Annotated in this window: 14 protein-coding genes; 9 read left to right on the top strand and 5 right to left on the bottom strand. The window is 39.8% G+C overall.

Features of this window, described 5'->3' with window-relative positions; translation table 11 throughout:
* Positions 1-75 precede the first annotated feature (75 nt).
* Positions 76-282: a hypothetical protein gene (locus BUA75_RS15965; protein ID WP_072875030.1), complete on the top strand. Its 207-nt coding sequence runs from the start codon at positions 76-78 to the stop codon at positions 280-282.
* The gene (locus tag BUA75_RS13020) at positions 245-1,789 is read left to right on the top strand and encodes a recombinase family protein (protein WP_072875029.1); all 1,545 of its coding nucleotides are present in this window, start codon (positions 245-247) and stop codon (positions 1,787-1,789) included. The genes BUA75_RS15965 and BUA75_RS13020 overlap by 38 nt, the downstream gene beginning before the upstream one ends.
* Positions 1,790-1,807: 18 nt before the next feature.
* Here BUA75_RS13020 and BUA75_RS13015 read toward each other — a convergent pair whose 3' ends face one another.
* Both BUA75_RS13015 and BUA75_RS13010 read right to left on the bottom strand, forming a co-directional pair.
* Positions 1,808-4,051, bottom strand: coding sequence for an ATP-binding protein (locus BUA75_RS13015; RefSeq protein WP_072875028.1), 2,244 nt, complete (start codon positions 4,049-4,051; stop codon positions 1,808-1,810).
* A gap of 49 nt (positions 4,052-4,100) precedes the next feature.
* Positions 4,101-4,901, bottom strand: a complete 801-nt coding sequence (locus tag BUA75_RS13010; RefSeq protein ID WP_072875027.1) for a Na-translocating system protein MpsC family protein — start codon at positions 4,899-4,901, stop codon at positions 4,101-4,103.
* Between the two features lie 143 nt (positions 4,902-5,044).
* Here BUA75_RS13010 and BUA75_RS13005 point away from each other — a divergent pair, with 143 nt between their 5' ends.
* Complete coding sequence (locus BUA75_RS13005) at positions 5,045-5,761, top strand: Na-translocating system protein MpsC family protein (protein ID WP_083574349.1); 717 nt, start codon at positions 5,045-5,047, stop codon at positions 5,759-5,761.
* A gap of 29 nt (positions 5,762-5,790) precedes the next feature.
* On the opposite strand, the gene BUA75_RS13000 is transcribed toward BUA75_RS13005, so the two are convergent.
* The 3 genes from BUA75_RS13000 to BUA75_RS15545 form a co-directional block, all read right to left on the bottom strand.
* A complete protein-coding gene (locus tag BUA75_RS13000) occupies positions 5,791-6,120 on the bottom strand; it encodes a hypothetical protein (protein WP_072875026.1) in 330 nt (109 codons plus the stop codon).
* Positions 6,121-6,180: 60 nt separating this feature from the next.
* Positions 6,181-6,684 (bottom strand): hypothetical protein, encoded by a 504-nt coding sequence (locus BUA75_RS12995; RefSeq protein WP_072875025.1) that lies wholly within the window; start codon positions 6,682-6,684, stop codon positions 6,181-6,183.
* Between the two features lie 138 nt (positions 6,685-6,822).
* Positions 6,823-7,908 carry an ATP-binding protein gene (locus BUA75_RS15545; RefSeq protein ID WP_083574348.1) on the bottom strand — a complete coding sequence of 362 codons (1,086 nt, stop codon included), beginning with the start codon at positions 7,906-7,908 and terminating at the stop codon, positions 6,823-6,825.
* Positions 7,909-8,256: 348 nt separating this feature from the next.
* On the opposite strand from BUA75_RS15545, the gene BUA75_RS12985 reads away from it, so the two are divergent.
* From BUA75_RS12985 to BUA75_RS12960, 6 genes are all read left to right on the top strand, one after another.
* Positions 8,257-8,643 (top strand): glycosyl hydrolase family 18 protein, encoded by a 387-nt coding sequence (locus BUA75_RS12985; RefSeq protein WP_129583645.1) that lies wholly within the window; start codon positions 8,257-8,259, stop codon positions 8,641-8,643.
* 575 nt (positions 8,644-9,218) lie between these two features.
* Positions 9,219-9,824, top strand: a complete 606-nt coding sequence (locus BUA75_RS12980; RefSeq protein WP_072875050.1) for a polysaccharide deacetylase family protein — start codon at positions 9,219-9,221, stop codon at positions 9,822-9,824.
* 147 nt (positions 9,825-9,971) lie between these two features.
* A complete protein-coding gene (locus BUA75_RS12975) occupies positions 9,972-10,181 on the top strand; it encodes a DUF3311 domain-containing protein (RefSeq protein WP_072875023.1) in 210 nt (69 codons plus the stop codon).
* A 71-nt stretch (positions 10,182-10,252) separates the two neighbouring features.
* Positions 10,253-11,773 (top strand): monocarboxylate uptake permease MctP, encoded by a 1,521-nt coding sequence (gene mctP / locus BUA75_RS12970; protein WP_072875022.1) that lies wholly within the window; start codon positions 10,253-10,255, stop codon positions 11,771-11,773.
* 206 nt (positions 11,774-11,979) lie between these two features.
* Complete coding sequence (locus BUA75_RS12965) at positions 11,980-12,573, top strand: DedA family protein (RefSeq protein ID WP_083574346.1); 594 nt, start codon at positions 11,980-11,982, stop codon at positions 12,571-12,573.
* 108 nt (positions 12,574-12,681) lie between these two features.
* Positions 12,682-14,616, top strand: a complete 1,935-nt coding sequence (locus tag BUA75_RS12960) for an APC family permease (RefSeq protein ID WP_238413531.1) — start codon at positions 12,682-12,684, stop codon at positions 14,614-14,616.
* The last annotated feature ends 388 nt before the right edge of the window (positions 14,617-15,004 follow it).

Raw genomic sequence — 15,004 nt, 5'->3', positions numbered from 1 at the left:
GTTGTAGATTGGCGTGATCGATAAGTAGGCAAGTGGACATCTCTCCCTGGCATAAACATGCATTAGGTGATGTAGGTGCCGAAGAAATGGATTATTGAGGAGAAATTTGAAGGTGGCGAGTCGGAAGACAAAGTATGGAATGATTGTTTGCTGATCTTACTGGAATATTTGCGTTTGGATCAAGCGGTGGAACAGTCAGTGCCCTCATCGCATGATGAGCCTTTCTATGAAGGGGGAGTTGCGGTTGACTCGCTGCGCCATTTACGCTCGCGTATCCGATGAATCGCAACTTTCGGGTGACTCGCTCGAACACCAAATTTCAGTCTGTCGGGAGATGGCCAGAAGACGCGGTCAGGAACTGGGAGAATATTGGGAAACTCCGGATGAATGGATTTATGTGGACGAGGCAGTGTCTGGTACTAGTTTGGTGAATCGTTTACAAGCTCAGAAATTGCTTGCTGATGCTAGGGCAGGTTGTTTCCAGGTGGTACTTTTTAAAGGAATTTCTCGTTTGGCGCGTGACACGGTGGATGCGCTCCTGCTTTTGCGCACTTTGCTTGCTGTTGGGGTACGTGTTCTTTCACTTGAAGAGAATTTTGATAGCCAAAAAGATAACGCCGAATTTATCTTTACCATCCATAGTGCATTGGCCCAAGCTGAATCGGAGAAAATTTCTATACGAGTGCGTATGGGAGCTATGCAGAAAGCGAAATCTGGACGTTGGAATGGACAGCCGCCAGACGGGTATCTTCTCAATCCGCAAACACAGCGTTTGGAAATTGACGAAACGTTTGCGCCCGTGATTCGGGAAATTTTCTCACTTTATCTGCAAGGATATGGAACACGCAAAATCGCTGAGATTTTAAACAAACGATTATGGAAAACCAAAAGAAACGCCGATTGGACGGCCAGGACAATATCCCGTATCTTGGAAAATCCCGCATATACTGGTGATGTAGTCTATGGTCGGAGAGAGAAACGTTTACTTGCGCCTAGTAGCCACAACTGGTTAAAACGCCGTAGAATAACGGTTTGGAGTAAAGATAAGAACTCTCAAGCGGTTTGTCCATCGGCTCATCCACCCATTATCAGTCGAGAAATTTTTTCTCAAGTTCATACGCTCATGGAGCAAAGAAGAAAATATCCAGGCCGATCCGGTCAAGTTCATCTTTTATCAAATGGATTGCTCCGCTGTTCTTGTGGCAGTCGAATGATTGTAAAGAAAAACGGTCGAGGGAAACGTTATTATCGATGTCGATCCCAAGCGGAAAAAGGTGTTTTCTTCTGTAAACAATCCTATCTGCCAGCAGATGAAATAGAAAAGATGGTGCAAAACGCTGTACTCCAGCAGTTGAAACGGTTACTGTCTTCGCACGAACTTCCCAATGTAAAACAGAGTTGTATCAGCGTCTCCAAAAAAAGATTGGCAATTCAAAAACAGATGGATAGGGTCATTAAACAGTCGCAAGAACTTTTTATGGCCTATTCACAGGATGGATTATCAGAAGAAGTCTTTTTGCCCCTCAATCAAAAATTAAAGCAACAACTACAGCATTTAAGGAATACGGAGGAAACTCTACTAGCCGAATCCAAAAGCGAGCATCAAGAAGGCAGTGCCCCTCTTGATGCGCAGCAAACGCTTTTTCATGTAGTAGAAGAACTGCTTCATACTCCGTCGCCAGCTCCTGAGACAACCAGGGCTATTCTGCAAAAAATGATACAAGAGATTCAGGTTTCTCAAAGCACACTTTCTATACAGTATCGCTATTTTTTAGTGAATCATCCTTGATCACAAGCACAGTACTTCTTACGGTGAGTTAAATTCATCTGAAGGTAATGGTAAATACACTCTAACAGCCGTACCTACTCCAGGTTCACTCTGAATATCCAATTTGCCGCCATGCGAATGGATAATGTTCTGGCTTACCATTAAACCGAGTCCTGTGCCGCTCTCTTTGGTAGTAAAAAACGGTTGACCTATCTTGTCTAAAATTTCTTGGGGTATGCCTATTCCTTGATCTACTAACAAAATTTCCACGTATTTTAGCTTTCGTTGGATGCGTATGGTTAAAACACCACCAGAACTCATGGATTCAATAGCGTTCTTAATTAGATTGATCAACACCTGTTTGATTTGATCGGAGGCGCCATAAATAAATGGGACACTGGAATCGCTTAGGATATCAAAGTGAATACTGTGTAAACGCGCTTCAGGTTCCATGAGTGATACCACGCTTTGAACCAATTCATCCAGCTTAATTTCTGTATGTTGAACAGGATGGGGTTTGGCGAGCATCAACAACTCATCCAAGATGGAGCGTATTCGGTTCAATTCAGATTCCATAACATGAATGTAGAATTCATTTTCTCCATTTTCTGCTTGACTGTGCAGAAGTTGAAGAAAGCCGTGCAAGGCAGTCAAAGGATTGCGAATTTCGTGAGCGACTCCGGCCGCCAATTGACCAACAGCAGATAGTTTCTCCGATACTTGCAACAATTCCTGAGATTCGCGCAATGCCTCTTCTGCTTCCAATTGATCGGTTACATCCTGTAACATACCGAAATATTTTACCACTATATCGTCTTTTACAATGGCTTTACTCTTCATACGAATTCGTTTGCGATTTTTACGGTTTTGTTGAATATCAAATTCTAGTTCACACATCCGTTGAGACAGTAAATTTTCTCTAATTTTTTCAAAAAGCTCAGAATGAATGTCTCCCAGAAACTCCTGCACTCTATTGAGAGTCAATATATAGCATGGCGGCATTTCAAAGATACGATAAAAACCAGTGGAAGCACGGAATTCATCTGTAAAGGGGTCATACTCCCAACTGCCCATTTGAGCAAGTTCTTCCGCCATTTCCAAGCGTTCTTGGTTTTGCCGCAATGTCCATTCTGTGTTGCGCAAATGGGTCGTATCTTGCAAAATACCATAGACTTCCGTAACTTTTCCTGCGTGATATATGGGTTCTCCGTAGGATTGAACAAAACGTGTTTCGCCATTTGGGCGTATAATTCGATATTCTATAAAGTATGGATTGCCCAGGTATGATTGATCAATATTTTCTTTCCAAGTCCATCGATCGTCTGGATGAATACGTTCTACCAAAAGATCTAAAGTCACAGGCTGTTCTTTCGGTAAATCCCATATTTCATAAAGTTCAGGAGAAAAATAAATTTTATCATTATTTGGGTAGCGTTCCCAATATCCTAATGCAGCACATTGTTCTACCCGTTGCATCATGAGTTCTTTTTTTTGTAGCTTCAGTTCCTGCAATTTATAATTTGTTTGATTGATAAGAAAACCGGAGAGATAATGAGCTTTTCTATCAGAAGCATATAAAGCTTCAGCAATCAGACGGACGAATAATGTTGGTTCTTTATCCATCTGCATACGAAATTCCAAGTCACATTGACCATTTGTCAAAGAGTTGATGAGAATGCGTGTTACCCAAGCTCTGTCATCAGGATGCACATATTGTAGAAATTGGTGCATAGAATGAATATTTTCAGCAACTAAAGTTCCATTTTCATGGATATTCCAGACAATCATATTTTTCTGGATATCCCATTGCCATAAAGCTGCATTCGAAGCTTTTTGAAGTAAATCCCATGGCACGGAAGGATACCTATCTGCGATGGCTATACTTTTATCTAAATCCTCACGCAATGTTGTTAATTCTTGAATAGACCCTATAGTTAAAACTTTTCCATCGACAACTAGAGTTTCGTATGAACAATGAAGCCAATTCATGATTCCTGAAGAATTTAGATTTCGAAAGGTAAAGTTTTGGTAAGTATTTGCATGAGATTTGGAAATGGATAGCCATAGATGATGATCTTCCGTTAAAATCGTTTGAAGAAGATTTTTCATAGAAATAATATTTTCTGCTTCGGGCAAATTCATCATTCGCAACATTTGCGCAGAACAAAAAAATGTTTGTGAAGTGTGGTTATATTCCCAATATCCAACAGGTGTATGAACCACAGGAGAGTACTCAGGTAAATGATGTTCTCCTGGAATGAAGTGTTCTGGACGTTGTCGCACATAAACCGTCCTCTTCTAAATTAAAAATAGTCCTCATTAAACTATTCTCTTATGGATTCTCATCTTCCTGCTCAAAAGTATTGGCATCCGCTCTTTCTACCATGGGTTTATCTCCTTGTCCTTGCAATCGTTTTGGATTGAGTATATACACAATAATACTTTTATCAATATCAAAATTCCAATCCACAAATACTTCAAGTACACGTTGTTTTAAAATCCCTTCAAATGAACTGGTATTATGCAGATAACTTTTTTCAAGATTAGCTTTCACCCTTTTTAGTAAAGGGCCATGACCTACACGGATAAGTTCTTTTTCAATTCGAACAAGAATACCTTTACGAATAATCACAAGAATTTTTGGATGAAATAGAAAAGAAAATACTTCTTCAGGAACTTTTTGGGCGTTTTGGCTGATGCGAATAATTTCATCTTCTAGTAATTTCTTTCCTTCAAATTCTTGTTCAAGGTTTGCAATATTCGATAAAGGGTTGTCAGTCACTGCAAAAATTAATCCTGAACGATTATGAAAGTTCCAGTCATAATATAATTCTTCTATTTTAATACCAGATAGCATTTCAATGTAGGCTTTAATCTCTGGAAGTAAAGCTTGCATCACCTGTTGCCTTAATTCAGCTAAAGTAAAATCTTGATCATTTTCGAGCAATACTTTTTCCATAGGTGATAAAAAATTTCTTAAATAAATGGAAATAAATTTGTATCCGCTCGATACAAAAACAGACTCGGGCCCTTTTCCAAAATGTTCTCGGAAAAGTTTGCTCATACGATTACTAATCGTTTGATGGAAATCATTCTGATTGAATGATTCGGTTGTATTGGTTGGTTGGTTCACTGTTCCTCTCCCCATCATGTCATTCAATTTTATTCATAACGCGATTCAGCATGCTCAAATTTGAAAATAATTATCCGTGTTAGGAAACATGAAAATATAAATTTTGTACAGAATAGACAGCACCCCATATCGAGAAAATATTTATGAATGAATTGTTTAGTGTGAGGTGTTGTCTTCTGGGTGTGGATGAGTCCTTAAAACAAGTAGCCAGTTATTTTAGTCGTTTACACAGAGAAATGTTTGGACGAGGACCGAGTCATTGTCAGGCTTTTTTAGAACATCAGGTTCTGGTGATACAGGTTACAAATTTTATTTCTTCACTAGAAGAGGTATTGTTAGATCAAGGACAGATGGACATTGCCGCAGAATCTCGCATGAAAATCTTGCAGTCTCTAATTTCAGAGATGAAAGGTGTACTGCGTGTACTTTTTCAAAGCGATGTGTTGGAGGTCTATCATGACTGGAGCTATGAAAATGGAACAGGAATTGTCATTGTCTTGTTTCAATTGCCCATTGAAAATGTGAATTTCTTGGGTAAGGAAAAATTGCATCAAGAGGTAGCTCGTTTAAGTGCACTAACGGAGAGAACTCCTGCAAAGATTCTATCCGTTAAAATCAACGCTCATTTAATCGTTGTTGAGCGCGACGGCATTCTTATACCATTGGAAAAAGCTATGATTCAAAAAGGTTATGCAACTCCATTGCGAACCACAAAGGCGGAACTGGAAAAGAAATATTTTCATCGTGATGGACACTTCCATGAGATATTTCAAGAAAGCGTCCAAGATATTTTTATTGATTGGAACTTGCAAACAGATAGAAGCCTTGTCTGTTTTGTCCTCAATACTGTGAAAGGATAAGCTCTTCTCATAGATGAACTTGTTTTAGCTTACGCAGTCTTCTGGTGTTGTTCCATCTGGTTTACGGCTAGTGCTGATGCGTATATCGCGATCGCGTTGATAAGCATATGTGTCTTTACCTTGGCTATTCCTTCAAGCGAAGCCATCAGAAGTGCAAGTAGAATGACTTCACGATGGATAGATCTCGTGCTTTTTTGGGAAGGCTTCTTAACTTCGAAGCATAAGGTTGGAGTTCCAAGGCCCCAAAAAACAGAGGCAGGCGATGGTTGGAGAAGATACATATGGGACTTCCCGCCTCGGAAATTTCTGGTTTCGTCACTTAAAATCTTCTCGAAGACTGGGGTGAAGTGCTTTTTCATGCCTTCAACCTTCTTGTCCTATAAGGCTTTATAATTCTGCAAAACACTTATTTAAATAATTTAGCGGGAAGGAGTGGATGGAAATTTTAGCTCGTTACTAAGTTCAGCTAAATGTTCCAGAATGGTTTTACATCGATAGTTTTCCGTCAACATTACAAGAAAGGCTAATGAAAATTGGGCCCGGATTTCGTCTGGGATAAGTATAATATGGGTGTGAATTTGATTTAAGCAATTCTGGATTTGATTAATAACTAAGAGAAGATTTTGGATAGAAGAGGATATATCTACATCATTAGAATGTTGTAATTGATTGTTCCATACGATAATACTCTCCAGAAAATCATTCAAATGCAAACTGATTTTCACAATTTGTGTAAGGTGGAACTCGTATGGTTCACAATCTTTAATGAGAATATATGCAAAACCATGAATGGAAGCTAGCGCATCTCGTATGGTAGGAACTACACTTTCTGGTAATGAACTTAATACATTCAGCAAGTTAATTTTATCTAAATCATTCCAATCTAGTTGCAAGTTATTTTGTTTGGATGTTAGTTCGTTCATTGTGTCAATATTCCCTCCAAATGAAAAATGAGCCTGAACAGATGCAGAAATTCTGCAAAACTGTTCAGGCTCACGTCTAGCGCACTCGTTAAAATGAGTGTCTAGAACATTGCCACCCTACTCAATCTTTTGAATGATTCATTGGCAAACAGGTAAACGAATTCTTACTTCAGTACCACGTTTTTCATTTTTTAAAATTTCAAGTTGACCCATATGGTCTGAAATAATACTTTGACTGAGCATTAAACCAAGTCCAGTACCACTTTCTTTGGTAGTGATAAATTTTTTTCCAAGATGATGGAGAATGGAATCGTCAATTCCTGGTCCATCGTCAATGATGAATATATCCACAAATTTATGGGTTCTTTTTACAATAACATCAATAATCCGACCTGGCTCTGAAGCTTCTACAGCATTCTTAATTAAATTAATAAAGGCTTGTTTAAGTTTGTTGGGCTGACATAACACATTTTGCTGCCAATCCCAGTTTTCTACAGAAAGGTGAATGGCGCAACTTTTGACAATAGCTTGCGGATTCAAAAGTATCACTACTGAATTTAAAATTTCAATTAGATTGCGTTGAAAAAAAGGTTGGCTTCTTGGTTTGGCTAATTGTAATAATTCCTCAACCAGACCATTAATACGATCGAGCTCGTTAAGCATGATTTGTGTATAGGATAGATTACTGTCCGGATCTTTGGAACGCTGAATCATTTGTGTAAAACCGCGCAAACTGGCTAATGGATTGCGAATTTCGTGTGCCAAACCGGCGGCTAATTCACCAACTACCAACAGTCTGTCCATTTCTTCAATGGACTCCCTATACGTAAATAAATCCGTAACATCTTTAAGAATTAAAAAAGTGACGGATGGTTCTGGAGTGCTAACAATGGTGAATTCTAAAATAAATAATTCACCATTCGTCAAATGTAAACGTTTCGTGTACAGATGAGCATAGCGAAGAGGCTCTCGGATGTCCAGAACAGATTTTAAGAATTCCTCTAGATTCCATAGTTTTTTAGGAGTATAACCAAGTGTACTGAAGAGTTGTTCAGCAACTGGATTATACAGGGCAACTGACTCATATTCGAAGCAAACAATTCCTATTGGCAAATGCTGAACTAGTGACAAGAAAACTTCTTGACTAAAAGTAAAAGATGGCTCGTCCAAATTAGAAGTTTTCTTTCTTTCTGTTGCTTCATGGACAATGTTTTCGTTTGCCATATGTAGACAGCCCTCGATTCGGTTTGTAATCGTACACGAATCGTCTGGTAAACGGTAACAATGCCATGCGCGACTTGCGTAAGTTATCACATTCGCTCATTTGCCCGCCCGCCATATTGCTTACTTTAGTTGATAAAAAATTTTAAATTGGAAGAAGAAAAAGACAATAAATCACTCAAAAAGTCACAGGCACATTGACTACCTTTGACCTATGCGCATTCTATCACATTCAATTTTAATTGGTCAAGATTGTAATGCAATATTTGGATATTGAGTCCATTTAACATGTATGGATGTGTATGTATGTAGGTATGTGGACCTCCGATGGCGGTAGCCCCCATCCATCAAGTGAAAAATGTTTTAGACTACGCCACTTCAGTGATTGCTTCAGAAAAAATATTAATGGGAGTTACACTTTATGGATATGATTGGCCCATTCCTTGGCGCAAAGGTCTCAGAGCGGCTAGCTTATCAAACAATAGTGCTCAAAATCTTGCTATCAATGAAAAATCACCTATACGGTTTGATCCTGTTTCCGCTTCTCCTAATTTTGAATATACGAATGGTTCACAAAGTCACCAGGTTTGGTTTGATGATGCGCTAAGTATCTCTGCAAAATTTTCTCTAATTGATGAGTACCAGTTGAGGGGCCTTTCTTGGTGGGTATTAGGAAATTCATTTCCTCAAGGGATTTACCTGATGTCAGATGTTTTTAATATTCGTAAAGTCTTCTGAAAATACCCCCAATATTCTACAGCTTTTCCCTCTTCTTTAAGGCTGCTATCCCTGACGATATAAAGGTTGTCCATCGTAGGATAGGGTAGTTTGATGGAGAGGGGGATGTTTTATGTACGGATGTTTTGGTGGATATACTCGTTGGGCAGTTGTCTTCTTAATCATCTTTGTACTGTTCTTCTTGCTTGTACCTGCAGCAGGATATGCGGCTGGTGCATACTAATGAAAAATTCAAAAATCTCATGAGAAATAGTTCGATCAAAGCAGGCATGCTTTTTAGTTAAAAACGTGATTGAAGAACTTCGACAGTGATTCACTGTCCAAGTTCTTTTTTCATGGATGGGTCGTTCAAAAATTTCTTCGTATGGCATTGCTTTCGATAACTCACAATAACCATAAATTGATGTGTGGAGGCATTCATGGTGCTGCTTGGAAATTTCCCAAAATGTTTAAAATCATTAAAAAAATATTTGAAAAAAAGTGTGTGTTCTATACTCGTAGGCATATTCTTCTTTGTATGCATACCCCCGATTCCAACGGTATTTGCTAAATGTTCTATTCTCCGTAAAGTTAACATGACATCGAAAGAAGTGGCGATTACTTTTGATGACGGACCTAGTTTGACCTATACTCCGCAGATATTAAAACTTCTGAAACAATATCAGGCACATGCCACATTTTTTGTAATTGGAGAAAGAATCATTCCTTATCAAAAGCTGGTGGTTTCGGAATGGCAAGCTGGAAATGAGTTTGGTAATCATACTTATCATCATATTCTTTTGACAGGAAGAACTGAGAATCAAATAAGCCAGGAATTGTCGTTGACGGAAAAAGCCATGCATCAGGTAATACCTCAGACAGGAAAATTAAAGTGGTTTCGACCGACCAGAGGTCGCTCAAATGCGAAAGTGTGTTCCATAGCCCAACAAATGGGTTATCGTACAGTGCTATGGAGCATTGATTCTTCTGACTGGCAAAATCCTTCTCCTGAAAAAATGGCTCAAAGAATACTCGAACAGATTCGTCCAGGCGATATATTGCTTTTTCATGATCAAGGAGGTAATCGCACTTCAACCATTCGTGCCTTACGTATCGTACTCTATGGACTACATAATGAAAACTACAAAGTCGTAACCTTATCTCAGTTATATACAGATAAAGAAAAAGGAGATCAGAAATAATGAAAAGATATTATTTTGGATAATATAGGATGTTTGTGATGGATAGGATTGAATTGACGATACCTTTTTTGTTGTGCGATAATTCTCTTAATTTTAGCTCATATTTTTTGAGCAACTTACCTTATAAAACAGAAAGGAGGACAATGTATGAATGCGCAGCAAGAACCCAAACGTAAACGTGGTCGTGTATGGCTTTGGCTACTGTTAATACCCTTCATTGGTACTCTGTATCCGCCTTTTTATGCATCATATCATCCTGTTTGGTTTGGGGTTCCGTTCTTCTATGCCTATCAGTTTCTGTGGGTCATCATTTCTGCTCTGATTACGGGTGTGGTTTATTTTCTTACGAAGGACTAATCGAATGCCATTTTAAATGAAATCATGAAGGCGCTATCATTGTAGGTTTGTGGGGGAGAGGTGGAAAATACTTGCATGCAGCAGCTGTAATTGTATTTGTTCTGTTGTTTATCTTTATCACCGTATTAGGTTTTGTTGCTTCCCGGTGGAGAAAAGGAAATCTATCTCATTTAGATGAATGGGGTTTGGGCGGTAGACGATTTGGGACGTTTGTAACCTGGTTTTTGCTTGGTGGTGATTTATATACAGCCTATACTTTCATTGCCGTACCAGCTCTTATGTATGGCTCAGGAGCACTAGGTTTTTATGCGGTTCCTTATACAATAGTTGTATATCCCTTAGCTTTTCTATTTATGCCGCGTCTTTGGTCAGTAGCTAAGAAACATGGATACGTCACAGCCTCTGATTTCGTGCAAGGAAGATATCAGTCTCGTCTACTTGCTTTGGCGATTGCCGTCACAGGCATTCTTGCGACGTTGCCGTATATTGCCCTGCAGTTGGTCGGTATGAAAGCGGTATTAGCGGCGATGGGTCTAGCAGGAGATTGGCCGCTTATTATTGCATTTATCATTCTAGCTCTCTATACGTACACAAGCGGTCTTCGAGCTCCGGCCATGATTGCCTTTGTAAAAGATATTTTGATTTACGTGGTCATTCTTGTTGCAGCCATCGTCATTCCCATGAAATTGGGCGGTTTTTCGCATATTTTTCATGCTGCAGCCGCTGCGCTTGCTACACATAAACCGAAAGGCGCAGTAGTCATCAGTCCTAAATTATTCTTGCCTTATGCGACCTTGGCGTTTGGCTCTGCAGTAGCCCTCTTTCTTTATCCGCATGCTGTAACAGGGACATTGTCAGCCAGCAGTCGTGTAGCGGTTAAACGAAATATGGCATTTCTTCCTATTTATTCATTTATGTTAGGTGTTCTTGCCTTGCTAGGATATATGGCTTTGGCAGCAGGAATCCATACAAAAGTTACAAGTAATGCGGTGCCTCTTTTATTTTTGAAAGAATTTCCTTCTTGGTTTGCTGGAGTAGGTTTTGCTGCAATTGCCATTGGTGCTCTTGTACCCGCAGCCATCATGTCTATTGCAGCTTCCAATCTCTTTACAAGAAATATCTACAAAGAATTCTTTGTTCGTCAAGCGACACCAGAACATGAGGCGAGGGTAGCTAAAATATTCTCTTTGCTTGTCAAATTGGGAGCGCTTTATTTCGTTATAGGCATTCCAACACAGTACGCGATTAATTTGCAATTGCTTGGTGGTATTTGGATTCTTCAAACTGTTCCAGCCATTGTACTTGGGCTATACACACGATGGTTTAACCGATATGCGTTGTTTATTGGTTGGGCCGTAGGTATGATTTATGGTACTGGCATGGCCGTTGAAAATCAGTTTAAATCTTCAATTTACACTGTACACTTAGGTCATTTGGCTATAGCGTCTTACGCTGGGTTAACTGCAGGTATAGTCAATTTGATTCTTTCAGTTGTTTTGACGCTCATATTGAAAGCGGTAGGAGTAAAATCCGGAACAGATATGACCGATCCTACAGATTACGAGCTTGAATTAACCACTCTTCAAAATTGATTGTAACTATACAAGACCATACGTTTACTTGTGATGCAGCCTGCATACTCCGTGCTCTGGAGTGTTGCAGGCTTATTCTTATTTCAACGATCACGTTTTATTAAGGTATGGAATGATATACTGAAGTTAATGGGATTTTAGACCAATCAATGCTAGGATAAAACATATATGAGGTATGCTGATTTCATGGAGAGGGGAATTTTTGATTGTCTCTTTCGGTTCATGAATGGATTGTCCATTTTGGATATATGGGTGTTTTTTTAATTCTATTTTTAGAAATGGTGGGTATTCCGTTTCCGGCTGAAACGACGCTTGTAGTCTCTGGTGTAGAATGGATACATGGTCAGTTTTCTTTCTTTCCATTATTGTTGGCAGCTTTTTTGGGCAATGTGGTAGGTTCTACGGTAGCTTATTCATTAGGGAGAACGCTGGGGCGACCTTTGCTTGTTCGGTATGGAAAATATGTTGGAATCAACGAAAAACGTTTGAATAAAGCTGAAAATCAATTTGCCAAGTGGCGAATATGGATTGTTTTGATAGGCAAGTTTATTGCCGGAGTCAGAGTATTGGTACCGTATTTAGCTGGAATAGACGCTATGCCCATTTGGAAATTTTCACTTGTCAACGCTTTGAGTGCACTCATCTGGGTTGCGTTTTTTTTACTTTCGGGTCGCTATATTGGAGTAGCGTGGAATCATTATCATGTGTTTCTTATGCATCGCGGACTCCCGTATCTGTTGCTGCTCATGATTATTCTCTTGCTAGGTGCGTATTTTTTGCATTTCCGAAAAAGAAAATAATACAGGAAGGAGAAAAAACTAAATTTTTTCTAACTGAGGCGCTATTTAATGTTATTATCTGTGTTGCAACGTTCGTTGTTTGAGCATGCATGAAGGAGGCAACTGGCATTGCATAAAACTCTTCCTTTTTTAGATCCTTTACTTATTGTGTTGTCTCTTCTTGCGCTCTGGTTTGCCGTGGCTAATTTTAACTCTGTTAAGCGGTTTCTTGTAGGACGACCTATGCGCTCAAGAGAACTGAATAACAATCATACCAAGCTTTTTTGGTTTATCGCCCTACCTGTTTTAGCAGCAGATTTATATTCTTCTGTAGCATATGGCCCAGAGGCAGGCATCACAGAGATTGCGCAATTAGGTGTTGACGTAAAATGGTTGATTGTACCGATTACCTTAGCAACTGTTATACTTCTGACCGCACTGATTATTTCTTATATTATGGGCGTTAGCGCATATCCCAATGGTGGAGGGGCGTATGCGATAGCTAAAGACAATTTTCGTGCTCCTTGGGTACGTCTACTCGCTTCTAGTTCATTGATGATTGACTACATACTCACTGTTGCGGTATCTATTTCGTCTGGTATCCAACAGATTGCTTCCGCTTATCCAATATTAGCCCCGCATGTTGTTGGTTTATCCATTGCATGTATTATTATTATTTTACTGGTCAATTTGCGCGGGGTTAGTGAGTCAGCCTCTGTGTTTGCTTGGCCAACACTTTTCTTCATGCTCTGTATGGTGTTTTTAATCGGCTACGGTTTTATAGAAGGAGGCCCTCACGGTCTGGTTTCTAAATATACACCACCATTCGGAGTCTTTCCAAAGGGATTAACTTTGCTCTTGCTGCTTAAAGCTTTTTCATCTGCGTGTTCATCATTGACGGGTATTGAAACCATTTCTAATTCAGTTCCAATTTTCCGTGAGCCTCGTACACGGGGAGCTATTAAAGCTTATATAGCGTTGGGCACGATTACGGGTATTACTTTAATCGGGTTTTCGTGCCTTCTTTATTTCCAGGGAATTTCTGTAAATCCTAATAATACAATGTTGTCTCAATTGCTTGGTTCATATTTTGGACACAGTATCTTGTATCAAATTATTATCTGGGCAACATTTTTGGTTCTAATTTTGGCGGCCAATTCCACATTTACAGGGTTTCCGCAATTGACAGCTTTAATGGCAGGAGATGGTTTTCTGCCTCGTTCTTTGCTTGTTCGTGGTGATCGTTTAGGGTACTCCAACGGGATGTTGGTATTAGCTGCGCTTTCAGCGTTATTAATTGAAGGTTTCCGTGCTCAAACCAATTCGCTGATTCCTCTTTATGCGATTGGAGTTTTTGTTGCTTTTACGGTGGCGCAGATTGGTCTGGTAAAACGTTGGCTAAGAGTGCGAGGCAAGATGTGGAGACTGAAAAGTTTTATCAATAGTTTTGGCGCCGTGCTTTCGGCGGTCGTAGCCATCGTTTTTGCAGTTACAAAATTCACTGGTGGCGCTTGGATTGTTTTGGTAGTTCTTCCGTTGTTGATGTTCATGGCCACTAAAATCCGTAAACACTATACTTTGTTGGCAGACGAGTTGCGCATAAATCTAAAAGAAGAGCGCCCAATTCGCCACCATGTGGTAACGATTCTGCTGCTTTCCGGATTACATCGTGTAACACTCAATTCGCTGTCTTTTGCTCTATCGCTTAATTCAGATGTTATTGCGGTCTATGTAGGTTTTGATGATGAATCGATTGCAAGAATAGAAAAACGATGGGAAGAATGGGGAAATCCTTGTCGACTGGTGACCTTAAAAAGTGAGTATCGTTCTCTGATTCAACCCGTACAGCGGTTTATAAAATTTGTTGAAAGTCGAGAAGGTGGAAGACCCGATCACATTCACATCATCCTCTCACAGTTTTTGCCCAAACGTCACTGGGCGCAAATTCTTCATAACCAGTCTTCATTGTTGTTACGTACATGGTTTTTGTGGAACAAAGATGTCATCATTACCACAGTTCCTTATCATCTGAATGAGAGTGAAATTGAATCTGAAAAAACATAAAAAATAATACGCTGTACATTCGTATTTTGGATATGCGTTGAGGTAAAAACTCAGTGCATATTTTTTGTGCGCCCGGCATGGGCGTTGTCTCTACGGTGAGAGTCCGGAATGGTGAAGGTAGCAGTAGCCATTAGCTTAAGCCAAGGGTGTCCACCGTGAGGTGGAATCTGAAGGAAGGCGGCGGCAAACCTCCGACCCGAGGTTCACGAACTCCAATCGAGGCTAGCGACAGTTGGGTGAGTCTGCAAAACAAGACAAAGCCCTTGCTACCGAAGGCTGTCGAGAGTAAATGGAGCGGGTAGATGGAGGGAAAGACAACGTTCTTACCCGGGGAGGTCTGTCCGGCACGCCAGCGATGCTGGTAAGCGTTTCTGAAAGGAAACGTTGA

It is taken from the genome of Alicyclobacillus tolerans (assembly GCF_900142255.1).
GTDB lineage: Bacteria > Bacillota > Bacilli > Alicyclobacillales > Alicyclobacillaceae > Alicyclobacillus_I > Alicyclobacillus_I tolerans.
Note: the sequence above shows the minus strand (reverse complement) of the source record. Positions and strands in the feature narration are given on the sequence as shown.